Genomic DNA, 22,412 nt, shown 5'->3' on the forward strand with positions numbered 1-22,412 from the left:
GGGGTTAAGTAAGGAAGGTGCAAAGGTAGCAAAAAGAATTGATAATTAGAAATTTATACTAAGTAACTGTTGCTAAGCGACTTAGCACAAAAATCGGTCATATCTCCCCTAATTGGTGTAAAGCCTTGTCTGCACGTTGACAGGCCATTTTTCTCTTTTGATGATACCACCATACAGGAGCCACTTTAATCATCAGGTTATTCACTCCCCGGAGACCCACTATATGGTAAAGCCCGTTTAATTTGCCAGCGAGAGAGGGGTCCAATGCACGAAGACTCATCGCGAAGCCTCCATCCAGATACTCCATATGGTGCCAATATCCGCCCGGCATAAACATGGTATCGCCATGATTAAGCACTGCAGTAAATGCGCGGGCATATTTCAACGCGGGAAAATGCTCTTCGTCCAGCTGCTCGTTCCAGTGCACAAAATTAGCCGCGCTTTCTACGGTAAAAGGCATGCGGTATATCAGGGGCGATTGATCATTCTCTAACAGCAATACACGTTTACGCCCAACAAATTGTGTATGAAAAATATGAGAAAGGTCTATATCGTAGTGCATGTGCGCCACAGAGCCGGCGCCCCCCACAAATAGCATCGGGTATTTTTTCAGAAACCCCTTTGCCAGTTCATCCGGCCAGGTAAAATCTGCTGTTAGTTGCGGGGCATGCTGGAAAATATTAAAGAGAAAAATACGCAGTGCTACCGGACCCTTCTGTATCATGTCCAGGTACTCGCCGAATGTAATATAATCATCTGCGCCATTTACCAGGGTGTTAGCCCCTGCGCGCTGATTATTGTATACCCCTACAATTTTGTCTCCTACAATTGATTTGAAATAATCCCATGTCCACTTGGAAAAAGCCGGCCAGTGCTTACTGAGTCCTGCAGCCGATATAATAACAGGTTTACGAGGGAGGTAATAGTTCTTTCTGAATTCCGCTGGTGTAATATCTTCAACTCGATCTATGTATTGTACTATCATACTTACGAATTGTTAAAAGGGTACAAAAAGGGAACGATTATTCAAATGTAATAAATGCAGTAATTTTATAAAACAAAGAAACAGGCTTAAAGTTGCTAAATGAGCGGCTTCCCGCCGGGTATCAAAGAAAGTAGGGTTCACATCCACATGCCTAAAAACCGGAGCTGCTTTTCCCAGCATCCGGTAACATCTTCTCACTTAAAGTAAAATATTAAATAAAGATCTACATACCTGATACGTTGCTTAAAGTAAAATATTAAACAACAAGAGGGTCATTGGGTTTATTTTACTTTAAGTAAAATATCAGGCAGGCATCATTTCAAAAAGCAAATATATTATACAAATATATAAAGATCAGTCATTTATACTAAATAGAGAATCTACAAAAGCTTCTTTATTAAATACCTGTAAATCTTCCATTTTTTCTCCAATACCAATGTATTTTACGGGTATTTTAAACTGATTGGCAATAGCCAATACTACTCCACCTTTAGCGGTACCATCCAGCTTGGTAATGGCCAGAGCGGTTACCTCAGTAGTGGCGGTGAATTGCTTGGCTTGCTCCAAAGCGTTCTGGCCAGTAGAGCCATCCAACACCAACAATACTTCATGCGGTGCATCGGGAATCACTTTTTTCATTACCCGCTTGATCTTACCCAACTCATCCATTAAATGGAGTTTATTGTGTAAACGTCCGGCGGTATCTATAATAATTACATCCACCTCTTTTGCAACACCGCTTTGCACTGTATCAAAAGCCACTGCGCCCGGATCTGAGCCCATTTGCTGTTTTACGATCGGCACGCCTGCCCTTTCGCTCCAAATGGTCAGCTGATCTACGGCAGCCGCACGGAAAGTATCTGCTGCTCCCAACATCACCGATTTGCCTGCTTTCTTAAAGTTGTAAGCCAACTTGCCTATAGTAGTTGTTTTACCCACCCCATTTACTCCCACTACCATAATAACATAAGGCTTTTTGCCGGCTGGTACATCAAAATCGCGGAAACCGCTATCGGGCGCATCCACTAACAGCGTTGCAATTTCTTCTTGCAACATCCTGTTCAATTCACTGGTTCCCAGGTATTTATCTTTTGAAACTCTTTTCTCGATCCGGTCAATGATTTTCACGGTAGTGTCTACCCCAACATCTGCAGAAATAAGGGCATCTTCCAGATTATCCAACACTTCAGTATCAACGGTCGATTTACCAGCAATGGCGCGTCCTATTTTACTCAGGAAGCTCTCTTTGGTTTTTTGCAAACCCTGATCCAGGTTCTCTTTCTTTTCTCTGGAAAATAGTTTATTGAAAAAGCTCATAGTTTGTTCAATTGGGTCCGGTTCTTTTCCGGGTCTTTTTGAGTTATCCGGTTGCTACGAGTGCAGCCATTTACAATAGGGTGCTAAAATACGCACTTTTACGGATGTGACTAAATGATTTTTATGATAGCCTTAATGCCGGGAAATGAATAAGTGCTATGGAGAATATGGGAACCGGGGCTACCAGATAGCCACAAAAGCACCAGGGAATAAATGATATGGTATTTTCCTTTCACGCGTCAGGTAACACTCCATCACATACAAGAAAAGCTGTCCTTTGCGGGACAGCTCCTCAGTATTATTAGTAAAGCCGAATTACTTTTGGTTCATGTGCTCCTGGATCTTATCCTTGTGCACGATAGCTTCTTTAAAGGTATAAGCACCAGTTTTAGGAGAGCGTACTGCTCTGATTACTTTGGTCCAAACCTTTGATTCAGCGGCTGCTTTTGCGTCTTTCTTGATCGCGGTTTTTGCTGCTTTTGCCATTTTATACGATTGTTTTTATGGTCCAATGGCTATTGGCTGTTATGCATCAGCCATTCACCATCAACAATTTACTTATTTAATTTCTTTATGAACAGTTACTTTCCTTAAAATAGGATTGTACTTCTTCAACTCCATACGCTCAGGAGTATTCTTCTTATTCTTGTTAGTGATATAACGGGAAGTTCCAGCCAAGCCAGTAGCTTTATGCTCTGTACATTCCAGAATTACCTGCACCCTATTACCTTTTTTTGCCATTGTGTATTACAAATTAAGTGAGTCTTAGAATTAAATTTCCTGACCAGCTGCACGCAATTCCTTCACAACTGCATACAATCCTCTCTTGTTGATGGTTCTTAAACCGTCAGCAGATACTTTCAATGAAATCCATTTGTCCTCTTCTGCCAGGAAAAAACGTTTCTTTTGCAGGTTAGGAAGAAACCTTCTGTTTGTCTTAATGTTGGAGAAGGAAACATGGTGACCCGTAATCGGCTTCTTTCCTGTCACCTGACATACTCTTGCCATGATCTAAAAATTTTGGAATGCAAAAGTCCATTTTTTTTATGGAATTTGCAAATATTATTAAATGAAATTATCCACAAGTCCACTTAAGCCTACACAAAAAAGTGCTTTCTTAATTTGTGAACACAATGCAAAAGATTGATAATCAATTAATTATCAGGCAAATTTTCATCTGTCTTTTGCCAAAATATTTTTTATATCAATACGATCAAACTACGCAAAACAGCCCCTAATCTTACCCCATCTAATACCCGCTGCTGATCTGTACCATGTTTCAATAACGCTTCTTCATGAGAAGTAACACACATCTCACAACCATTCAGTGCCGACACTACCAAACTCAACAATTCAAAAAACTCTTTACCTAATACCGGGTTCGCCATAATACTCATCCGGATACCCGCAGGTGTACTCGTGTAAAACTCCTTGTTCACAAAATGCCTGAAACGGTAATATACGTTGTTGGCATTCATCAGGGAAGTACAACTAATCACTTCTGCAATCTCCTTATCTGTTACACCCTCCTGTAAGGCCAACTTCTCAAAAGCTGCCTGCAACGCCGCATGCTTTTCATTCACCGCTACCGCCAGACCGATCAGATAAGCCTCTTTCTTAGATAAAGTGGCGGCCGATAAAGAATTTGAGACATTGATCTTCAAATCTTTCAGGTAACGCGCATCCACCGCTACCAGCGACTGCAGCTTGCCGGAAAGTTGCTCACTGCCCAAACCTACTGCTTCCAATAACTGAACAGCTGTATCCTGATTTGTAGTTGCAAACATATATATAAATTATTTTATTATAAAATTAAAAAACAGCTACCGGCAGCTGCCGGTAGCTGGCCAATATGATTAAACGCTCAATGTAGCTTCACCTTTGCTCCAGTTGCAAGGGCACAGCTCATCTGTTTGCAGCGCATCCAGTACACGCAGCACTTCTTTTACACTACGGCCTACAGACAGGTCGTACAGAGATACCCAACGTACAATACCTTGAGGGTCTACAATGTAAGTAGCACGGTAAGCTACTTTTTCGTTGGCTTCCAGGATACCCAGTTCAGTAGCGAGGGATTTGGAAGTATCTGCCAACATAGGAAACTGCAGGTTACGCAGATCTTCATGATCTCTTCTCCAAGCAGCATGTACAAACTCACTGTCGGTAGAAGCACCGATCAATACAGCATCACGGTCTGTGAAATCTTGTGCATGTTTGTTGAACTCAGCGATTTCAGTAGGACATACAAAAGTGAAATCCTTAGGCCACCAGAACATTACCAGCCATTTGCCAGAGTTTTTCAGCTCTTCGGAAGACAGTTCATAGAACTCTTTACCTTTTTCGATAGATACTACTGCCGTTTTTTTGAATTCGGGAAACTCTGACCCTACGGATAAAATAACATTTTTCATCATTGCTATTACCTTTTTTGATTTACAGACTAGTGATTGTATATTTTGACGGCGCAAAGATCACATTACATTCATTAGTAATCAAATAGATTTTAGAGATGTGACATTGAGTTTCTCTATATGGGGAACTTTGCCCTGATCCCACTGCATATGAGACAGGGGTAAACGCTATAATCAAAAAAAATATTCCGCACTTAACATTTTAATGCTATTTCTGAAAAATTTTGGCGCGCTATTTGAATATAACGAGAGATCAATTTTTAACATTTTTAGCATGGATATGAAGAAAAAATACTTTTTACTGGTGGTTATTACGATTGGACTTGCTTTGATTCCGTTTATCAAAAACAGTATCATTAAACACGATGAATTTGATGCAACAAGAGATCTGTTCATTTAGTGTTTAGCGGGTTCCAAAGGCATTTCGGAAGCACTCCACAAGGAGCCCTGATTTTACATGCCAATTGGTGCCAATGCGATACTACTACAATCGTTCTTTTATTATTATAATGATGTCTATAACCGCGATTTTTTTCCTTCTGAGGAAAAAAATCGCGGAACATCAATATCCTTAGGTAGTGTGATTAATAAGATCTGCCAAATTTTTCACTCCTATCATTTTGGCAGATGTATAACCTTCCGCATACTCCACCCCTATCATTTTACCCAACATCTTAGCCCGGTAGATCACGCTTTCAAAAAAATTAGACCCGGAAATATATGTTTGTGGCTCATTGTCTTTCGGCGCCAGGAACTGGGAACTGAAACAACGGATCGCCTCCAACTTCTTCTCCATCACTTCAGAAATATCTACCACAAAATCCGGCTCATGATAACGGTCTTGCAGGAAATGATATACCTGTTTAGGGCGCCAGGCTTCCTGTACCTGTCCATCTACTGAAGTTTCAACCTTCCTTAACCCGGCCAGAAAACAACTGTCTTCAATTAACTTCCCTGCCCGGCCATGGTCTGGATGACGGTCATCCATCGCATTAGCCAGTACTATTTCCGGTTTATATTTGCGTATGGCTGTAATAATAGCCAGCTGTTCCTTGGTATCGTTACGGAAAAAGCCATCGGCCAATCCAAGATTGTCACGTACTGCCAATCCAAGAACCTTTGCCGCTGCCAATGCCTCCTGCTCACGCAGTTCCGGAGTGCCCCGGGTGCCCAGTTCGCCGCGGGTAAGATCTACTACCCCTACTTTCATCCCTTGCCGGGCATGCGCCATCAGTGTGCCGGCACATCCTAATTCCACATCATCGGGATGCACCGCTATTGCCAGTATATCGAGTTTCATATGCTGTAAATTTGAGGTGCAAAGATGAAAAAAATATTTAATCTTCTGTACTGGTAATGATTACGCCAGCTTTCTTATCCATCACCTGGTATTTATCCTGTACTTCATTTTCTGAAATAATCCGCACAGACCGGAAGGTTTTCTGGTCCACGGTCATCAAACCAGTTTCGTTGGTGGGAGTAATGGGTTGTCCGTTTACAATATAAAAGAAGCTGCTGTCGTTGCCATATTTGCGCAACAAACTATCATAGGCAGGCGATTCCCTGCTCAGTAAGGCATTAACCCGCTTACGGGCAAAAGGCTTGGTTTCTATGTACACCACCCCGTTGGCGGCCTGACTGCCATATTTCAACACGGCTTTGGAACCTTTGGCAATAGTGATCAAACCAATACGATCGGGCGTTACCTGACCAATTGCAGCCTGGGTTACCACTACGCTGTCTAGCACGTATACAGGATCATCTTCCTGCACCGACTGGGCCATCGCTCGCATTGAAATAAGTAATATGCTGATAAATATAATCCTTGCTTTCATAATATCCCTTTTAGTAAAGTGTCTGTCAGGCGAATATTACGAAGATAGCAGAATTTAATTGTAGGCACGGAATTGTTGGTAGGTTTCCAGCTCCTGTACAATCACCTCAATGTCTTTATCTTCCTGCTTATCGTATTCACTTTTGAGGTTACCGCCAAAAAAGAAGGCCACGGTTTGCCAAACACGGGCATTAAAGCCCCCTTTTAGTTCTTTGATAATTTCATAGCAGTTTTGACCTGTTTCCCGGTTAATGAGTTTCATCAGCACCCGCCCCTGGTACACAGAGAGGTTTTCCAGTTTATCCCCAAATTGGGCCTTTAATTCTTTTTCTTTGGAGGCAAGGTAAGCTTTCTGCTCCCGTTTGCTCATGGTAGCCAAACGGCTGTTCACATCCTTTAGCACACGGGCGGCAGACCGGGCGTAGGGATAAGTAACATATACCGCATTCCGCAAGCGGCTCCAACGCTCACGTTCTTTACGCAAAGCTTTGGGCATTTGCTCCACTACCTCTACTATGGCAAGGGTGATCACCGGAATAGTATCGCTGCCCACTACAATAGCATGCAGGGGGATTACATCTGCACCATGCGCTTCCTGCGCCATCGCCCCTGTATGACAGAGGGACATGCCTATAGCCAGGAATAAAGCCAAAAGAAGCGGTTTAAAATGGAAGTGCATAGTATCTTAACGTTACTTAAATACGGAATGTTAGCACAAGTTAATAAAGATTTCAGATTTATGACAGACTAAATCGCATTAATGAATGGGCTGCATTTGCAGGCGGCTAACTGCAAAATCACTGATCATCCTTTCTACAGTAGGCAGGTCATGAGCGGTAAGCTCACAGCCCATTACATGGTTCCCTGCCCCCGGCACCGGCAAAGCTTCTTTCAATGGCACCGGCGTCCCTAGCTGTTCTTCCATGCTCAAAATAGCGGATACTTTTACTGTTTTATCCTGATGCGCTTCATCTTTATAATAGTATAAATTGAGCACCGGCTGACGCACCTTTTCAAAGGTGGATTCGGTCATGGTAGATTCCAGCAAGTTTTCCAATTGCACTACTGCTTCCAGGCGATAATTATTGTACCAATACTTTGCCCTCCGCGAATCTGTATCATGGGTACGTCTGAAATCCCCACCACTCACCAACCTCGCCAACTGCAGGCCCCAGGAGTCATTGGCCAGAAAAGCCAATGGATCATTGATCGCAATGTTAGGCGACATATTAATCAGGGCATATACGTCTTTAGGATAGGCGGCGGCCAATTGTAAAGCCAGTGTGCCACCGGTAGAGGTGCTCATCAGGATCACCTTATCTCCCAATGCCTTCCCGATGCTCAGGGCTTCTTCTGCATCCTGCCATAATCCGGCAGCTGTCATATGCAGCAAAGGATCACTGGTATCTATACCATGCCCGTCGAGACGCGATAAATAAAGATTACAGCCAAAACGACGGGCAAAATTGCGGTGTACCGGATTACCCTCTTCCTGGCTGGCGGAAAAGCCATGCAGATATACCACTGCATAGGGTGTTTTATGAAAATTGGTGTCTTGCCATACTATACGGGCTTCATTGTCTGGCTTTAGCCGGTGCTGGGATTCCTTATGTTGGATATAAGCTTCCAGCTCCTGCCCTGCAGCCGGAACAATCGGCAACCGGTGATTGTAAACTGGCTGAGCTGGTTTGGGTCCTAAGAAATATACCACTGTCAATATGGCAATAACAATGAGAAAGATACGCAACCACCTGGGCATAAATTGCTTATTTAACAATATTAAATGTAGAGAAGAATGCTGACATATGGTGTGGACGAAATAGATTTAATAAAGAAAAAATCCTTCAACAGCCGGCTGGCTATTGAAGGATTCTTCCCATTACTTAATATCGTTTCGTTAGCGATTATCTTCTTACACGCTGGTAGATACTCATCGCAGTACCTATAATCATTATAATAACGCCCAACCATAATACATTGATATAAGGGAATATCATGGCTTTCATCACAATATAGTCTGTGAAACCGGCAGCTTCTTTCACCTTCAGCTCAATGCGGTTTTCTGCCGGGAGGATTTTGGAAAACCTTACATTTAGTCCCAATGGGGCCAGGGTGTCTTCCACACTGTACTGGTAGCTACTGTCGCGGATAAAGTAGATGGGCTGCAATTTAAACTGATCATCTGTTTGCGTAAATACTTCGAGATCAGCTCCTACCGCCAGATCGCCATTTTCCGGTACGTAATTACGGTTCTGTGGCTTGGCATTCAGGCCTTTCAGCACAATAAACCCTTTAGAGAAAAATACGGAATCTCCTTGTTTAATTTCGTAGGTAATATACTGGGTTGTATCGGCTTTTGCTTCCTCTTCCTTATTGGGTGCGGCAGACACATACGTAAAGATATCTTTTGTTAGATAGTGCCTGGAAGCAGGATTGGAAGAGATCGCATTCTCTTTCCTGTTTACAAAGGCATCCGGATAAAGGGTGAATTTCTCTAGCATGTTACCGGTTTCCTTGTCCTTTTTCTCGTAGTGTACGATATAATAGGTTTTAGGATCGCCCTGCGCAATAGAATCGCCGGCATAGGTAACATGATAGTCGCCCATCTGTACAGGAACGTCCCTGGGCAGCATAATATTTTCGCGTGGGTTCTGCTTGCTTTCCTTTCTAAAGAAGCCGTCGTTCAGCATCTTCATCTTATCAAGAGAGATCACTTCCATTTTGGAGGAGGAGATCAATACGCCCAGCAACACCATGCCAAAACCGATATGCGCCACAGAAGCGCCGGCGGCTTTCAGTTTCCCTTTCAGACCGGAGAAAATATAGGTGAGATTAGCCACAATTGCATAAATGCTGGCAAACAGCATCATGTATATAGCGGTTAGGAAGCCGGCGCCATAAGTATCGTAAGTAATAGTGCCTTTCCAAGCAATTAATCCCGTGATCAATACCGCTACAAGTGTAGGAACAGCCAGTTTCCTGGTGACTTCGCCCCTGGGGGTATCTTTATATCTCATGAACTGTACGATCGCCGTTAACACCCCCAGCACAATGGCAATCCAGATCTGGATCTTATTATAGTGGAAGATACTATCGGAAGGCGGCGCAATATCATTCATCTTGAACAAAGACTTCAGGCCGCTTATATCCAGTAATTTATTCCAAACCGGGATAGAGGTCGTAAAAGTGATCTGAATGGCTGCAATGAGGAGTATCAGAGCACCAACAAACAACCAGAATTCGCGGGAATAGCTGCTTTCTTCTTTTTTTACAGATGGGATTTCCTTCCTGCGTACTACCAGCAGTGCGATAGAAGGCACCGTAAATACCAAGATGCATATCAGGAGCTGGGCAGTCATACCCATATCTGTAAAGGAGTGTACGGAAGTATCTCCCAGGATACCGCTCTTCGTCAGGAAGGAAGAGTACAGGATCAGGACATAAGAGATAAAGAAAAAGAACATGGTAGATTTAAGCGAATGCCCCGTCGCTTTATAAGCCAGCAATGTATGTACGCCAGCCACCATGGTAAGCCATGGCACCAGGGAAGCGTTTTCTACAGGGTCCCATGCCCAGTAACCACCAAAATTCAGTGATTCGTAGGCCCAGGCGGCGCCCATCATAATACCGGTGCCCAATAACATAATGGCAAACAAGCCCCAGGGCTGCACAGGCTTTATCCAACCGGTATAATCGCGTACCCACAGGCCTGCGAAAGCAAAGGCAAACGGAATAATCATGGAGGCGAAGCCCAAGAACAATACCGGCGGGTGGATCACCATCCAGTAGTTCTGCAAGGTTACATTCAGGCCATTACCGTCGTGTATATGTTCCATGTAGTTGGCCTCCTGGAAAATTGGCGCCAGCTGGTTTTCGGGGGCCTGGCGCAGCAACATGAACGGGTTGCTGCCTACTTTATAGCCCAGAACGAAGATACCCAACAGCATGCTGGCCATAATCAACTGTGCCAGGGAAAAGGTGGTCATTACAGGCGCCTCCCATTTCTTGGAGGTGCGGATCAGGATAACTCCCAACACACTGTTCCAGATACTCCAGAGCAGGAAACTACCTTCCTGATCAGACCACAAGCTAGACAGCAAATATTGTATCGGCAGGTCGCGGGAAGTATTACGCCAGGCATATTTATATTCGAAATAGTGATTATACAATATATAATACAACGAGCCAAAAACAGCGATCACTGCCACGGATTGTATAAAGAACGCCCAGCGGGCCAGCTTTCTCCAGGACTCCTGCAGGGTAGGTTCTTTTAATTTAACTACATTATAATAAGCCACGGTGGCAACCATGGATGCTACAAATGCCAATATGGCGAAGAAATGGCCTAGTTGGCCTGGCAATAAATGTTCCCCTACAAACTTCATAAAATTCCTCTAGCTAGATGTGAATACTGTGGCATTCGGATGATCAGACCATCAAAGGCCGGATAATAGATTAAATTATAACTTGTTGCCGGTAACAACCTGGTCATCTTTGTATTTAGAAGGACATTTCATTAGGATCTTGCTGCAATGAAATTCATTTCCTTCCATTTTACCGGTAAGTACAATAGACTCAGCTTTTTCAAAGTCGGTAGGCTTGGCGCCATAGAATACTACTTTATGCGATTCGCCGCTTTTATCGTGTACATAAAAACTAAACAGGTTGGCATCAACGTTCGGATCATAATTCATCGCCTTTAAAGTATCCAGTTTGCCGATCACATGGAACTCCTTCCCTTCTTTCTGACGGGCAGTGGCAAACGTTTCGTAGGTGCTAAAATCTCCTACCATTGTTACGATTACCCCAATTGCAACGGCAATCACCACCAGCAGAATAATATTTGTTTTCTTCATATGAAAATTATCTTCCCTATTGATTTAACACCGGCTGCAAACCCTCTACCAGCGCGTTATCTACAATTTCTTTTGTTTGCTGACCTCTAATTGTTTCCGATTGATCGGCAAAATTAAGTGAAAATGACTTTGTTCCGACAAATTTTATATAAAAGGCAATTCTTTTTCTCCGAAGGGGGGCGGTAAGTAAACATAATCCTATCTTTGCGGCGAATTTAGAAAAGTACGACTTTATCATGGCAGATTTATCTCAATTTGACCCTAACTCGGTTGGCCTGCTGTCCAACAACGTTTTTGGATTGCCTTTTTCAGAAGAAGAGGCCAGACTGGTATTGTTACCTGTTCCCTGGGAAGTAACCGTATCTTACAACAATGGTACTGCCCGCGGCCCTGAGCATATTTTCAAGGCATCTTTCCAGGTAGACCTTTACGATGCTGACGTAAAAGATGGTTGGAAACAAGGCTTCTACATGCGTGAACCCGACAAGCACCTGCTGTTGCGCAGCGATTACTTACGGAAAGAAGCAGAGTTATACCTGAAATTCCTGACCGAAGGGGGAGATATTTCTGAAAATGAGTTCCTGAAAAAGACGTTGGTAGACGTTAGCAATGGCACCAAAGCCATGAATGAATGGGTGTACACCCAAACCAAGTCTTTACTCGAAAGAGGTAAGCTGGTAGGACTGGTAGGCGGTGATCACAGCACCCCACTCGGATTTTTCAAAGCGATCGGAGAACATAAAGGCGAATTCGGCATCCTGCAAATAGATGCCCATTGCGATTTGAGGGATGCATACGAAGGATTCAAATACTCTCATGCTTCCATTATGTACAATGCACTGGCAGAAGTACCTCAGCTCACCAAACTGGTGCAGGTAGGCATCCGTGATTATTGCGAAGAAGAAGTAGATTATATTAATAACAGCAATGGCCGTGTAGTTACCTTTTTTGATAAACAGATCAAGGAAAGACAATACGAGGGCCAAACCTGGAAAGCCATCTGCGACAGCATTGTAGCCGCCTTGCCCCAGCAAGTGTATATCAGTTTTGATATCGATGGCCTAGATCCTAAGCTGTGTCCGCATACCGGCACACCAGTAGCTGGCGGTTTCGAAACAGAACAAGTATACTATCTCTTTAAACGCATCCTGGATAGCGGCCGCAAGCTCATCGGGTTCGACCTCAATGAGGTGAGTACCTCCCTGGACGAATGGGATGCCAACGTGGGCGCTCGTGTGCTGTTTAAACTCTGTAACTTGCTGGTAAGCGCTAATTCCTAATTTTACATCTCCATTCATGCACAATCTGCGTATCCTGCATCCCAATACCAACAGCAGAGTCCGGTTACTACCGGTCATGCACGGCCTTACGGGCATACTATTCCTGTTTAATGCGATTGGTATTTACCAACGTCCAACGCCAAACTGGTTCCTCGTCGTATTTTTCCTGCTGACGGGTTTTGCCTGTATCGCCTTTCCTTTCGTGATGCGGAAATTTAAAAAATTCACAGAAGCCAATACGGTGGCCCGTATGCTGGAAGCATTCATCTGCCTCACCGGCACTTTGTATTTTTTATCCCACCGCCAGCCGTTTACCGCGCTGATGTTGCTGTTGGTAGGCATCGGTATGGCCTATGTAGGATGGATGGAGCACCGGATCTTCCAACCTTCTTTTATAAAGATGGACACCACCGGTATTTCCCTCCCTACCCTCTTTTCCAGGAAGCTGGTTGGCTGGAACGAATTGAATAACGTAATTTTGCGAAACGACCTGTTGACGATCGACTTTAAGAACAATAAGATATTACAACTGGAAATATTGGATGAACCTGGAAAAATGAAGCGGGAAGAATTAAATACTTTCTTCCAGAGCCGGGTCAGCTAAGCGCCATTATCATTTATTGCCGCCAATAAGCTGCGGCCTAAAATCACAGCATGTTAAAGCAAACACCTTACATATTATATTCAGACGGTAAAGGAAATATTTTTGAAGATACCAGTCTATATGTAACCGGCCGCAGTGGCTGGGATGCATGGCCGGTAGAGGCCGATGAGTGGATTGAATTACCGGATGGTGGTAATTTGTACGAGTTGCCCGGACGCCGCGGTATCGGCATTAATGCAGCCACCGGCGAAATGGCGCTTTGTGATAAAGGCTGGGCAGTGGCCGCTTTTATTCCGCCAGCCCATACCGGTTTTTACCTGTCTGCCTACGAAACCCTGCCAGATGCGCCTACCCTGCCGCTGTTTTGTTATACTGCCGTAGGTTGGCTGGATGGCAAATTTTATGTTCCTGCCACCCGCATTGAGGCAGACATCCGCCAGGAATGCGCAGGCTTTGATGCCCAAAAGGTGAAAGAAGGCGTTAAAACACTAACAGACGCTTATCCACATAACAGACTGGTACAACACCTGGCAGAAAATTGCGCCCTCACCTATGAGTGCCCGGCTGCCCGTAATTATTTTATGGGAAGATGGGAATGCCCAATTCCTTCCTCCCCGGCCTGTAACGCCAATTGTGTAGGATGCATTTCCTTCCAGCCAGAAGAAGAGAGTATCGTATCTACACAAGACCGCTTACGCTTTAAACCTACTGCAGAAGAGATCGTAGAATACACTGTGCCACACCTGGAAACAGCCCCCTTCCCTATCGTTAGCTTCGGCCAGGGATGCGAAGGCGAACCATTACTGATGTGGGAAACCATCCGTGAATCTATCATCGAAATACGTAAACATACGCCTAAAGGCAGTATCAATATCAACACCAACGGTAGCAAACCAGATGCGGTAAGAGCCCTCTGCGAAGCAGGATTAAACAGTATCCGCGTAAGCCTGAACTCTGCCCAGGAAAAATATTATACTCCTTACTACCGCCCCAACAACTACGCTTTTGAAGATATCATCGAAAGCCTGAAAGTGGTGCGTGAATTTGGCGGATGGACTTCCATCAACTACTTTGTTTTTCCAGGTATGACAGACAGCGCAGACGAATATGAAGCATTGCGCAAACTGATACGGGAAACAGGTTTGAACATGATACAATGGCGTAATTTCAACATTGATCCCGACTGGTACCTGGGCAAACTAGGCATCACCGATACCGGTGAGTGTTTGGGCATTAAACAATTACAGGAACTGATACAGGAGGAATTCCCTGACCTGAAATTCGGCTACTTTAACCCACCGATAGAGCGTATCTCGGGAGATTATATGAGCGATTTCGCACACTAATCCAGCGATCATATATTATAAAACAGCGGGTGTATCAGACTTTTGATACACCCGCTGTTTTATGAAGTTGATTTATTTTTGTTCCCCCTCTCCTTATCCGATCAAAGCTTCCTCGAAACGGTACTTCCGGGCATAGCTGGTAGGCGACATCCCGGTTACCTTCCTGAACACCCGGTTAAAAGTAATGGGGTTGTTATAACCGGTAGCATAAGCCACAGCAGCTATACTATCGAAATCCCCGTTAATAATCTTCTTACAGGCCACATTAATACGGATTTCGTTCAGGAATTCGAGGTATGTTTTACGGGTATGTTTCTTGAAATATTTACAAAAAGCATAAGTAGTAAGGTGAGCTACTGCCGCTATCTGTCCCAGGGAGATGTTTTCAGCATAGTGTTCCAGGGTATATTGGTAAATATCGTTCATCCGCAATCCTTCCGAATCACTGTAGGCATAGCGGGAAAAGCCTGTAGACAGGGATTTCCATTCCTTTACCTGTTTGGAGAAATAAACCAGCATACTTACAAACGCCAATAAACGCTCTGCTCCCGCTAATTGTGAAATCTTCCTGATTTCCTCCCCTATTTTCTCTGCATGTGCTGCAGGCAGTTGCAAACTGTTAGCAGTAAGCGGCAGCCATTTCCTTACAGGCTCCATTTCCTTTAACGAAAACAATCCTTGCAAAACATGTTCATGATCAAAGAAAATGTGTATGGCATGAATATTCTTTTCCTGGAGATTCTCAAAATACCGGGCGTCTCCTTTAAACATATGTGGCTGGTTGGCGCCAATCACATAAACATCGCCCGCCTTAAATGGCTGGGTGTAATTGCCGGCAATTAAAGTACCTTCTCCCTTAATAATGAGTGTAACCTGTGCTTCTTTATGCCGGTGCAGATAATTATAAAAGTAAGGGAGTATATCTTCCTGTATAACCACAGCTCCCTCTTCGGCGACCGGAACTGTAAAGTGAACCACTTTCATTTACCAATTTTACTACTTTTCTATCAAATTAATCAATTTGGCGACAATAATTGTAAAGTCTTTAACAATTATTGCAATAACAGGCTCAATAGTAAATATAAGTTCCCATCACCTTTTTTGGCTGCAATGAAGCCATGTTGGTAAACCGGAAATAGGTTTTGCCCGAAGCTCAGTACAAATAGGCAAACACCTATTTACTTAAATGTGCACATTTATCCCAATAAAATAAATAATAAACCGTTAAAGAAGAGCATCAAAACGGTATCTGGTAACGCTAATCATCATCAAACAGCATTTTACTAAAGGGATATGGTTTTGTTCAAAGGGGTATATATCCGATTACAAAAAAATAATTCTTTAAAAACACATTAACAGCATAGTTTTTGCGAAGATGGGGAGCATCACTATTTGATGTGATTATTTTTTCTGGATCAAAATACTAACTTTGGCGCCAAACAGGCGCTCAATAAGGTTATCATGGAGGAAAAAAATGGTAAAAAAAATATTCAGGCATTAGGTGTCACCATCGGCGTACATGCGTTAGTGTTATTAGCGCTTGTATTCAACGGTTTTTCCGCTCCTCCGCCATTGCCGGATCAGGATCTGGGCATGGAAGTAAACCTGGGTACCTCTGAGGAGGGTATGGGTATGGAACAACCGCTAAATCCAGATGCTCCCGGTACAGCAACATCTGTACCCACGCCGGCGGAAACACCCGCTACTACCGCGGAAAAAGATGCCAGTGAACCTCCAGAAAACATTGCCACGCAAGATGAAGAAGATGCGCCGGAAATAAAAAAACCGGAGAAGCCGGCAGACAAACCGAAAGAGTCGCCTAAAAAACTGGAACCTAAACCGGAAAAGCCCACAAAAAAGCCGACCATGGCGCCAACCAAACCAGCGCCGCCAACACCCCCAGCGCCCAAACCTAAGGCTATATTTGCCGGCGGCTCCAGCAACAACGCACATAGTGGCAATAATGCTGAAGGCTCCAACAATGCTGCCGGAGAAGGTAATACCGGCAAACCTGGAGACCGTGGACAATTGGGAGGCAACCCTAACGGGGGGGAATATACTGGAGGTGGACTTGGCGGGGGCCGTTCCGACTTTCATCTGAATGGCAGAAGCCTGATTGGTAAACCACAGGTTACCTACGACGGCACAGAAACCGGTTATGTAGCGATCAATATAAAAGTAGACCGGCAGGGAAACGTGACTTCCGCTACCTTCAGTATGAAAGGGTCTACCATCAGCAACCCTAAATTAATTGAAATTGCAAGAAAAGCGGCTTTAAGCGGCCAGCTTAAATACAGCGCTAATCCGGATGCCCCAGAAGAACAATTCGGGCCCATTCGTTTTTATTTCAAAGCAGAATAAAATTCGCTGGTTCCTTTTCTCTCTATCCGGATGAATCCTGATCCTGTAACATTCCGACAAAGAAAGCAACAGTGATAAGCCTACATCTTTACCTATGAAAGCAAGAGCACATAAACGTATCACGTCTTTTCGGGACACCTATTTTTTATCGCAACGATGAATGTAAAACTAAATCGTATTCTTTTAGGCACAGCCATATGTCTGTTGCTTACCAGCGCCACTATGGCACAAACTTTTCTTGGCTATCAAAACAGTACCTACGCAGGTATCTACGGGGTATTTTCCAATCCTGCCAGTGCAGCGGGTTACCGGTACAAATGGGACCTCAATATTATTGGAGCAGATGCAAATGCTGGCAATACCTATATCAGTGTCCCTAAATCTGTTTTGTTCCATACACCTGATACCTTGCGCCTGAACCGCGATTACTTCGTAGACCAGGGCGCCAACCGCAAACAGAATAGTTGGGAGATGGCGGAAATAGCTTTGCCCTCTGTGCTCTATGCTATAGACGACAATCAATCTGTTTCCTTTGTATGGCGCATGCGCAGCAGCAGTAATGGCGGTAATCTTACAACTCCTATAGCAAACTTCTTTGGTATAAGCTATCCCAATCCTAATTACATTGGCAGCAATTTAAGCATTCCGCAGGCAGGCTTGTCTTCCCACATCTGGCACGAATTGGGCTTCAGCTATGCCCGCGTGATCAAAGAAGGATACACCAGCCGCTGGAAAGGCGGCCTTACACTCAAACTGTTGAGCGGCGTAGCTGCCGGCTACGCCAGTGTAAATGATGTTGATTTCCGGTTAAATAACCGGCAAAGCGGCACAATCACCAATGGCACCCTACAATATGGCTACAACAAAGAACTAGACAAATGGGAATGGCCAGCGCAACGTAACCTGCAACTCTTTCGTAACAATGGCCTGGGTGCAGACCTGGGCGTAATCTATGAATACCGGCCAGATAACGGCGGCTTTGGTGTATATGAAGGCTCTGATGCAGATGAATACAAATTACGTATAGGCGTTTCCGTTACAGACATCGGCAGCATTAAATATACCAAGGGCGCTGTTAACACAGACCTGAGCCTGGTAAAAAACAATATAAGGCCACAAGATCTGAAGTACCACAAAAAAGAAAGCCTGCAACAATATGCCCAGCGCCTCAATAAGTACTTCACCCCGCTGGCCACCGACTCTACCTTTAAAATGACCTTGCCTACTGCTTTAAACATGATGGGCGACCTGAATATAGACAGCCGCTTTTTTATCAGTGCCAATGCTGTTATAGCATTAACAGCCGGTAAAAAGAACATTACCAAAACCTATGCGCTCACCCAGTTTAATATTACACCACGGTATGAAACCTATCTTTTCGGTGCCTACCTGCCCATGACCATCAACCATAATGGGCAAGCAGATATAGGCGCCGCCATCCGTTTCGGTCCTGTACTGCTGGGCTCATACACATTTTTTACCTACCTTTTTGAAAGACATGTGGATCATGCAGCCGCTTTCGTAGCTTTGCGTTTAAATGCAAGCATGTTTGAACGCGGCGATGCCAATGGCGGCGGTATCTTTAAGATGCGTAAACGCCAGGTAGGCTGCCCGGTTAATAATTATTGATATGACCTCTTATCAAGATACACTGGAATATCTATATGCACAATTACCCATGTTCTCTAAAGTGGGCGCCAGCGCTTTTAAAAAAAACCTGGACAATACACTGGCACTAATGGAATTGCTGCAACAACCACAACATACCTTTAAAACCATACATGTCGCCGGCACTAATGGGAAAGGCTCTTCCAGCCACATGCTGGCAGCTATTTTTCAACAAGCCGGCTACAAAACGGGACTGTATACTTCCCCCCACCTGCTCGATTTCAGGGAACGTATCCGTGTAAACGGGCAAATGATCACAGAAGACTTTGTGACGGGGTTTATTGAAGAAATGCGCCCACATATTACTGCTATTGAGCCTTCTTTTTTTGAGCTAACCGTAGCCATGGCTTTCCGCTATTTTCAACAGGAAGCCGTAGATATCGCCATCATTGAAACAGGCCTGGGCGGCCGGCTAGACAGTACTAATGTGATTACGCCCGAATTGTCGTTGATCACCAATATCAGCTACGATCATAAAAATCTTTTGGGAGATACCTTAACGGAAATTGCCAGTGAAAAAGCAGGCATCATCAAACAAGGTGTACCGGTGGTCATCAGCGAAACCCAATCTGAAGTACAGGCAGTATTTATTAATAAGGCGAAAGAAATGGCAGCCCCCCTCCACTTTGCCGACCAGGAATGGATGGAATCTTCCAGCGAGATTAAAGGCAACCAGCTTCACATCTCCCTGCTAGACACCCAGCCACAGGTAATGCGTAGCTTTCAGCTTGATCTGAGCGGCCAATACCAGGAAAAAAATGTAATGGGCGTATTATCGGCTGTGAAAATATTACAACAACAAGGTTGGGATATCAGCTGGGATCATGTTACCCAAGCCCTGTCGCATGTAAAGAAATTAACAGGACTGAGAGGCCGTTGGGAAATAGTGGCAACGCATCCGCTTACCGTACTCGACGTAGGCCACAACGAAGCTGGTATCCGGGAAGTGATGGAACAACTCAGGCATGTTAATTATCAACAGCTACACATTGTAGTGGGGTTCGTAAAAGACAAGGAAATAGAACAAGTGCTGCCTTTGTTCCCGCCTACTGCACATTATTATTACTGTAAGGCACAACTACCCCGTGCAATGGATGAAGTAACGCTGGCAGAACTGGGCAACGGATTGGGCTTACAGGGCAATGCCTGGCCCTCTGTGCAGGCAGCTTTGCAGGCGGCACGCCAACATGCGCAACCGGATGATATGATCCTGGTATGCGGAAGCTTTTTTGTGGTGGCAGAAGTAATGTAAATGGATTACCGGATCATTTTCATTTTACCCAGGTAAAGCAGGGCATAAAAAATACAGGTAGTGTGAAGACTGTGTACAATTTTATTGTCGAGCAAGAGCTGTTGCAGTTCTTCCAGCGGTATCACCACTACCTCTATTTCCTCATTATGGTCCAGCTGTTGTTCCTGTACCTTTACACCCCCCAACCCCAGGAACATATGCGTATAGTTATTACTGGAAGCGGTATTAGGCGCAATAGTGCCCAACGATACCCATTCCTTGAATTCGTAGCCGGTTTCTTCCAACATTTCCCTTTTCATAGCAAATAAAGGAGACGGGTCTGTAGCATCCATGGTACCGCCGGGAATTTCGAGCAGCGTTCTGCCCACTCCCTGCCGGTATTGGCGGATCATGATCACCTGACCGTCTTCCCGCAACGCCATGCCATTTACCCAGTTATTATATTCCAGCACATAATAAGGCGCTACAATTTTACCTGAAGGGGTTTCACAGGTATCTGCACGGGCAGTTAACCATGCATCCTTAAACAGGTATTCAGAAGAGAGTAGTTTCCAGTCCATGTTTTTCATTATATCGCTTTACCAGTTCATCCTTTCTTTAAGCCGGAGAATATGTTCCAGGTGGTGTTTGCCATGCCAGGAGTAATTGGCGGCATGAGTTTTCAGGTTATGTTGTGTACCATTAGCAGGATGGATAAAGGTTCTTTCCCATTCGGCTTCAGTAAGTTGTTCCATGAGGCTTACCCAACGTGCATGCAGTGCATGTAACAAGGTAATAGAAGCATTAATGGGCACCTGTTTTACATCGGGCAATTCTGCCCAAATGGCTTCTTCATATGGTTTGATCACTGGCCCCTCTTCTGTAAGGGCCAATTTCATACGGATATAACCATTCATATGGCTATCTGCCAGGTGGTGCACTACTTGTACAGGCGTCCAGCCATCCGGCCGGTAAGGCGTTTGCAATTGATATTCGTCTAACGGCTGCACAGCTATTTCGATCAGCTGTGGCAGATAGCGGATATCATCAATAAATCCTTTCACCATGCCGTAAGTATAATCCGGCAACGGTTTGAACCGCCCAATTGGATATTGCAGTGTTTCCATCAGGAATTATTATTAGTCTTCCCTTAAGTCTTTACCGGTCAGGTGAATGAATACATCTTCCAGATTGGCCTTCTTTACTTCTTTCCTTCTCTCAAAACCAGAAGATACCAGTTTGTCGATCAACGCATCAGGAGAATCGATGGCGATGATGCGGCCGGTGTCTACAATGGCGCAACGGTCGCAAAGAAATTCCGCTTCATCCATATAGTGAGTGGTGATCACAACCGTAGTACCTTGATTACGTACCTGCAGGATGAGGTCCCAGAGATTGCGGCGGGCTTGCGGATCAAGACCAGTGGTGGGCTCATCCAGGAAGATGATCTGTGGTTTGTTGATCAGTGTGGTAGCAATAGAAAAGCGCTGTTTCTGACCACCGGAAAGCTCTTTGTATTTTGCTTTGGCCTTATCCTCCAGGTTAAACATTCCCAGGAGCTGGAGGGGCGCTACCGGCTGGTTGTATAAACCGCCAAACATTTCGATCAGCTCTACCAGATTGAGGCCAGGATAATAACCTGAACTTTGCAGCTGTACCCCAATAATCTTTTTAATATCGTTAGGGGCTTTATCAAGATCATACCCACCTACTATTACTTTTCCTTCCGTTTTGTCGCGCAGGGTTTCAATGATTTCCAGGGTAGTGGATTTACCCGCACCATTAGGCCCTAAGAGGCCAAAAATCTCCCCTTCAAACACCTCAAAGCTGATCCCTTTAACCGCAGTAAACTCCCCGTATTTTTTCACCAGATTATTTACCTCAATGATCTTTTTCTTTTCCATGGAGCCAAATTACTGAATCATTTTTGGATTTTATATTTTAAGAGGGTGGGAAATTCATCGCTTTTAACCACCCTTAAAAAAATAGGTACCTGCTGCAGTGATGCAAGAGGTACCCAATACCTGAAGAATAACGGAATTTTAATGTTTTATGAACACCTGTGTAAAGAAAGTAATCCTCCCTTTGTCTGCTGTTCCGATGCCGATGAGATTATAATCGCCCAGCATATTCCTGCGGTGGCCGGGGCTTTTAATCCATCCGTTCACTACCGCTTCGGCATCAAGGGTGCCATATGCTACATTTTCAGCAGCGGCGGCCACACGGCCCATCTTTTTGGATACGATAGCTACCCGCTCTTCAAATCCTTCATGCCCAAAACCAGTGCTGCCATTGGCCATATCCTGGCTGTGCCGGAGGGCTTGTTGGCTGATGGAAGGGTCTAATTGCAAAGGCTTCAATCCCTGAGATGCCCGGAACCTGTTAGTGTAATAAAGGATCTGTTCTTCAAGGCTTCCACCGGCCTTACTGCTGTCTACCCAGACACCTGCCTGTACATTAAAAACAGTAAACATCGCTACCAGTAAAGCTAAGATCCTTCGGTTCTTCAAAATCAACAT

The 22,412-nt window shown here is 44.5% G+C and carries 24 protein-coding genes; 6 read left to right on the forward strand and 18 right to left on the reverse strand.

Going from position 1 to position 22,412, the window contains the following annotated elements; translation table 11 throughout:
• Nucleotides 1-97: 97 nt before the first annotated feature.
• The 13 genes from ACDQ55_RS13545 to ACDQ55_RS13605 form a co-directional block, all read right to left on the reverse strand.
• A complete protein-coding gene (locus tag ACDQ55_RS13545) occupies nt 98-985 on the reverse strand; it encodes a cupin-like domain-containing protein (RefSeq protein ID WP_420981936.1) in 888 nt (295 codons plus the stop codon).
• Between the two features lie 354 nt (nt 986-1,339).
• The gene (gene ftsY, locus ACDQ55_RS13550; protein WP_420981937.1) at nt 1,340-2,302 is read right to left on the reverse strand and encodes a signal recognition particle-docking protein FtsY; all 963 of its coding nucleotides are present in this window, start codon (nt 2,300-2,302) and stop codon (nt 1,340-1,342) included.
• A 315-nt stretch (nt 2,303-2,617) separates the two neighbouring features.
• Nucleotides 2,618-2,788 (reverse strand): DUF4295 domain-containing protein, encoded by a 171-nt coding sequence (locus ACDQ55_RS13555; RefSeq protein WP_420981938.1) that lies wholly within the window; start codon nt 2,786-2,788, stop codon nt 2,618-2,620.
• A 72-nt stretch (nt 2,789-2,860) separates the two neighbouring features.
• A complete protein-coding gene (gene rpmG / locus ACDQ55_RS13560) occupies nt 2,861-3,043 on the reverse strand; it encodes a 50S ribosomal protein L33 (RefSeq protein ID WP_420981939.1) in 183 nt (60 codons plus the stop codon).
• Nucleotides 3,044-3,073: 30 nt separating this feature from the next.
• A complete protein-coding gene (rpmB, locus tag ACDQ55_RS13565) occupies nt 3,074-3,310 on the reverse strand; it encodes a 50S ribosomal protein L28 (RefSeq protein WP_089759466.1) in 237 nt (78 codons plus the stop codon).
• Nucleotides 3,311-3,501: 191 nt separating this feature from the next.
• Nucleotides 3,502-4,089: a carboxymuconolactone decarboxylase family protein gene (locus ACDQ55_RS13570; RefSeq protein WP_420981940.1), complete on the reverse strand. Its 588-nt coding sequence runs from the start codon at nt 4,087-4,089 to the stop codon at nt 3,502-3,504.
• 69 nt (nt 4,090-4,158) lie between these two features.
• Complete coding sequence (locus ACDQ55_RS13575) at nt 4,159-4,701, reverse strand: peroxiredoxin (RefSeq protein WP_420982098.1); 543 nt, start codon at nt 4,699-4,701, stop codon at nt 4,159-4,161.
• 583 nt (nt 4,702-5,284) lie between these two features.
• The gene (gene bshB1 / locus ACDQ55_RS13580; RefSeq protein ID WP_420981941.1) at nt 5,285-6,013 is read right to left on the reverse strand and encodes a bacillithiol biosynthesis deacetylase BshB1; all 729 of its coding nucleotides are present in this window, start codon (nt 6,011-6,013) and stop codon (nt 5,285-5,287) included.
• A 37-nt stretch (nt 6,014-6,050) separates the two neighbouring features.
• Nucleotides 6,051-6,548, reverse strand: coding sequence for a hypothetical protein (locus ACDQ55_RS13585; RefSeq protein WP_420981942.1), 498 nt, complete (start codon nt 6,546-6,548; stop codon nt 6,051-6,053).
• 54 nt (nt 6,549-6,602) lie between these two features.
• The gene (locus ACDQ55_RS13590; RefSeq protein ID WP_420981943.1) at nt 6,603-7,199 is read right to left on the reverse strand and encodes a DUF4294 domain-containing protein; all 597 of its coding nucleotides are present in this window, start codon (nt 7,197-7,199) and stop codon (nt 6,603-6,605) included.
• A gap of 105 nt (nt 7,200-7,304) precedes the next feature.
• A complete protein-coding gene (locus ACDQ55_RS13595; protein WP_420981944.1) occupies nt 7,305-8,306 on the reverse strand; it encodes an alpha/beta hydrolase in 1,002 nt (333 codons plus the stop codon).
• A 145-nt stretch (nt 8,307-8,451) separates the two neighbouring features.
• Entirely contained in the window at nt 8,452-10,932 is a 2,481-nt protein-coding gene (gene ccsA, locus ACDQ55_RS13600) for a cytochrome c biogenesis protein CcsA (RefSeq protein WP_420981945.1), read from the reverse strand.
• A gap of 75 nt (nt 10,933-11,007) precedes the next feature.
• A complete protein-coding gene (locus ACDQ55_RS13605; protein WP_420981946.1) occupies nt 11,008-11,403 on the reverse strand; it encodes a cytochrome c maturation protein CcmE in 396 nt (131 codons plus the stop codon).
• 236 nt (nt 11,404-11,639) lie between these two features.
• Between ACDQ55_RS13605 and ACDQ55_RS13610 the strand changes: the two genes are divergently transcribed.
• Genes ACDQ55_RS13610 through ACDQ55_RS13620 form a run of 3 tightly spaced genes read left to right on the forward strand, consistent with a single transcriptional unit; the run spans nt 11,640 to nt 14,633 of the window.
• Nucleotides 11,640-12,683, forward strand: coding sequence for an agmatinase family protein (locus ACDQ55_RS13610; RefSeq protein ID WP_420981947.1), 1,044 nt, complete (start codon nt 11,640-11,642; stop codon nt 12,681-12,683).
• Nucleotides 12,684-12,699: 16 nt separating this feature from the next.
• Nucleotides 12,700-13,287, forward strand: a complete 588-nt coding sequence (locus tag ACDQ55_RS13615; RefSeq protein ID WP_420981948.1) for a hypothetical protein — start codon at nt 12,700-12,702, stop codon at nt 13,285-13,287.
• 50 nt (nt 13,288-13,337) lie between these two features.
• A complete protein-coding gene (locus ACDQ55_RS13620; protein ID WP_420981949.1) occupies nt 13,338-14,633 on the forward strand; it encodes a radical SAM protein in 1,296 nt (431 codons plus the stop codon).
• Between the two features lie 93 nt (nt 14,634-14,726).
• Here the strand turns inward: ACDQ55_RS13620 and ACDQ55_RS13625 are convergent, their stop codons facing one another.
• Nucleotides 14,727-15,617, reverse strand: a complete 891-nt coding sequence (locus ACDQ55_RS13625; RefSeq protein ID WP_420981950.1) for an AraC family transcriptional regulator — start codon at nt 15,615-15,617, stop codon at nt 14,727-14,729.
• 477 nt (nt 15,618-16,094) lie between these two features.
• Here ACDQ55_RS13625 and ACDQ55_RS13630 point away from each other — a divergent pair, with 477 nt between their 5' ends.
• The 3 genes from ACDQ55_RS13630 to ACDQ55_RS13640 all read left to right on the forward strand — a co-directional run bounded on the left by ACDQ55_RS13630 (nt 16,095) and on the right by ACDQ55_RS13640 (nt 19,914).
• Nucleotides 16,095-16,994: a hypothetical protein gene (locus ACDQ55_RS13630; RefSeq protein ID WP_420981951.1), complete on the forward strand. Its 900-nt coding sequence runs from the start codon at nt 16,095-16,097 to the stop codon at nt 16,992-16,994.
• Between the two features lie 222 nt (nt 16,995-17,216).
• Nucleotides 17,217-18,623, forward strand: a complete 1,407-nt coding sequence (locus ACDQ55_RS13635; protein WP_420981952.1) for a DUF5723 family protein — start codon at nt 17,217-17,219, stop codon at nt 18,621-18,623.
• A 1-nt stretch (nt 18,624) separates the two neighbouring features.
• The gene (locus tag ACDQ55_RS13640; RefSeq protein ID WP_420981953.1) at nt 18,625-19,914 is read left to right on the forward strand and encodes a bifunctional folylpolyglutamate synthase/dihydrofolate synthase; all 1,290 of its coding nucleotides are present in this window, start codon (nt 18,625-18,627) and stop codon (nt 19,912-19,914) included.
• 5 nt (nt 19,915-19,919) lie between these two features.
• On the opposite strand, the gene ACDQ55_RS13645 is transcribed toward ACDQ55_RS13640, so the two are convergent.
• The 4 genes from ACDQ55_RS13645 to ACDQ55_RS13660 form a co-directional block, all read right to left on the reverse strand.
• Nucleotides 19,920-20,474: an NUDIX hydrolase gene (locus tag ACDQ55_RS13645; RefSeq protein ID WP_420981954.1), complete on the reverse strand. Its 555-nt coding sequence runs from the start codon at nt 20,472-20,474 to the stop codon at nt 19,920-19,922.
• Nucleotides 20,475-20,492: 18 nt separating this feature from the next.
• Complete coding sequence (locus ACDQ55_RS13650; RefSeq protein WP_420981955.1) at nt 20,493-21,020, reverse strand: YfiT family bacillithiol transferase; 528 nt, start codon at nt 21,018-21,020, stop codon at nt 20,493-20,495.
• A gap of 12 nt (nt 21,021-21,032) precedes the next feature.
• A complete protein-coding gene (locus ACDQ55_RS13655; protein WP_420981956.1) occupies nt 21,033-21,797 on the reverse strand; it encodes an ABC transporter ATP-binding protein in 765 nt (254 codons plus the stop codon).
• A gap of 138 nt (nt 21,798-21,935) precedes the next feature.
• Complete coding sequence (locus tag ACDQ55_RS13660) at nt 21,936-22,412, reverse strand: CAP domain-containing protein (RefSeq protein ID WP_420981957.1); 477 nt, start codon at nt 22,410-22,412, stop codon at nt 21,936-21,938.

This window comes from Chitinophaga sp. 30R24, assembly GCF_049056765.1.
GTDB lineage: Bacteria > Bacteroidota > Bacteroidia > Chitinophagales > Chitinophagaceae > Chitinophaga.

Bases quoted from the DNA above. Each gene is read 5' to 3' on its own strand.
- ACDQ55_RS13545 (WP_420981936.1), bottom strand. From the start codon at position 985: ATGATAGTACAATACATAGATCGAGTTGAAGATATTACACCAGCGGAA.
- ftsY (WP_420981937.1), bottom strand. From the start codon at position 2,302: ATGAGCTTTTTCAATAAACTATTTTCCAGAGAAAAGAAAGAGAACCTG.
- ACDQ55_RS13555 (WP_420981938.1), bottom strand. From the start codon at position 2,788: ATGGCAAAAGCAGCAAAAACCGCGATCAAGAAAGACGCAAAAGCAGCC.
- rpmG (WP_420981939.1), bottom strand. From the start codon at position 3,043: ATGGCAAAAAAAGGTAATAGGGTGCAGGTAATTCTGGAATGTACAGAG.
- rpmB (WP_089759466.1), bottom strand. From the start codon at position 3,310: ATGGCAAGAGTATGTCAGGTGACAGGAAAGAAGCCGATTACGGGTCAC.
- ACDQ55_RS13570 (WP_420981940.1), bottom strand. From the start codon at position 4,089: ATGTTTGCAACTACAAATCAGGATACAGCTGTTCAGTTATTGGAAGCA.
- bshB1 (WP_420981941.1), bottom strand. From the start codon at position 6,013: ATGAAACTCGATATACTGGCAATAGCGGTGCATCCCGATGATGTGGAA.
- ACDQ55_RS13585 (WP_420981942.1), bottom strand. From the start codon at position 6,548: ATGAAAGCAAGGATTATATTTATCAGCATATTACTTATTTCAATGCGA.
- ACDQ55_RS13595 (WP_420981944.1), bottom strand. From the start codon at position 8,306: ATGCCCAGGTGGTTGCGTATCTTTCTCATTGTTATTGCCATATTGACA.
- ccsA (WP_420981945.1), bottom strand. From the start codon at position 10,932: ATGAAGTTTGTAGGGGAACATTTATTGCCAGGCCAACTAGGCCATTTC.
- ACDQ55_RS13605 (WP_420981946.1), bottom strand. From the start codon at position 11,403: ATGAAGAAAACAAATATTATTCTGCTGGTGGTGATTGCCGTTGCAATT.
- ACDQ55_RS13610 (WP_420981947.1), top strand. From the start codon at position 11,640: ATGGCAGATTTATCTCAATTTGACCCTAACTCGGTTGGCCTGCTGTCC.
- ACDQ55_RS13615 (WP_420981948.1), top strand. From the start codon at position 12,700: ATGCACAATCTGCGTATCCTGCATCCCAATACCAACAGCAGAGTCCGG.
- ACDQ55_RS13620 (WP_420981949.1), top strand. From the start codon at position 13,338: ATGTTAAAGCAAACACCTTACATATTATATTCAGACGGTAAAGGAAAT.
- ACDQ55_RS13625 (WP_420981950.1), bottom strand. From the start codon at position 15,617: ATGAAAGTGGTTCACTTTACAGTTCCGGTCGCCGAAGAGGGAGCTGTG.
- ACDQ55_RS13630 (WP_420981951.1), top strand. From the start codon at position 16,095: ATGGAGGAAAAAAATGGTAAAAAAAATATTCAGGCATTAGGTGTCACC.
- ACDQ55_RS13635 (WP_420981952.1), top strand. From the start codon at position 17,217: ATGGCACAAACTTTTCTTGGCTATCAAAACAGTACCTACGCAGGTATC.
- ACDQ55_RS13640 (WP_420981953.1), top strand. From the start codon at position 18,625: ATGACCTCTTATCAAGATACACTGGAATATCTATATGCACAATTACCC.
- ACDQ55_RS13645 (WP_420981954.1), bottom strand. From the start codon at position 20,474: ATGGACTGGAAACTACTCTCTTCTGAATACCTGTTTAAGGATGCATGG.
- ACDQ55_RS13650 (WP_420981955.1), bottom strand. From the start codon at position 21,020: ATGGAAACACTGCAATATCCAATTGGGCGGTTCAAACCGTTGCCGGAT.
- ACDQ55_RS13655 (WP_420981956.1), bottom strand. From the start codon at position 21,797: ATGGAAAAGAAAAAGATCATTGAGGTAAATAATCTGGTGAAAAAATAC.
- ACDQ55_RS13660 (WP_420981957.1), bottom strand. From the start codon at position 22,412: ATGTTGATTTTGAAGAACCGAAGGATCTTAGCTTTACTGGTAGCGATG.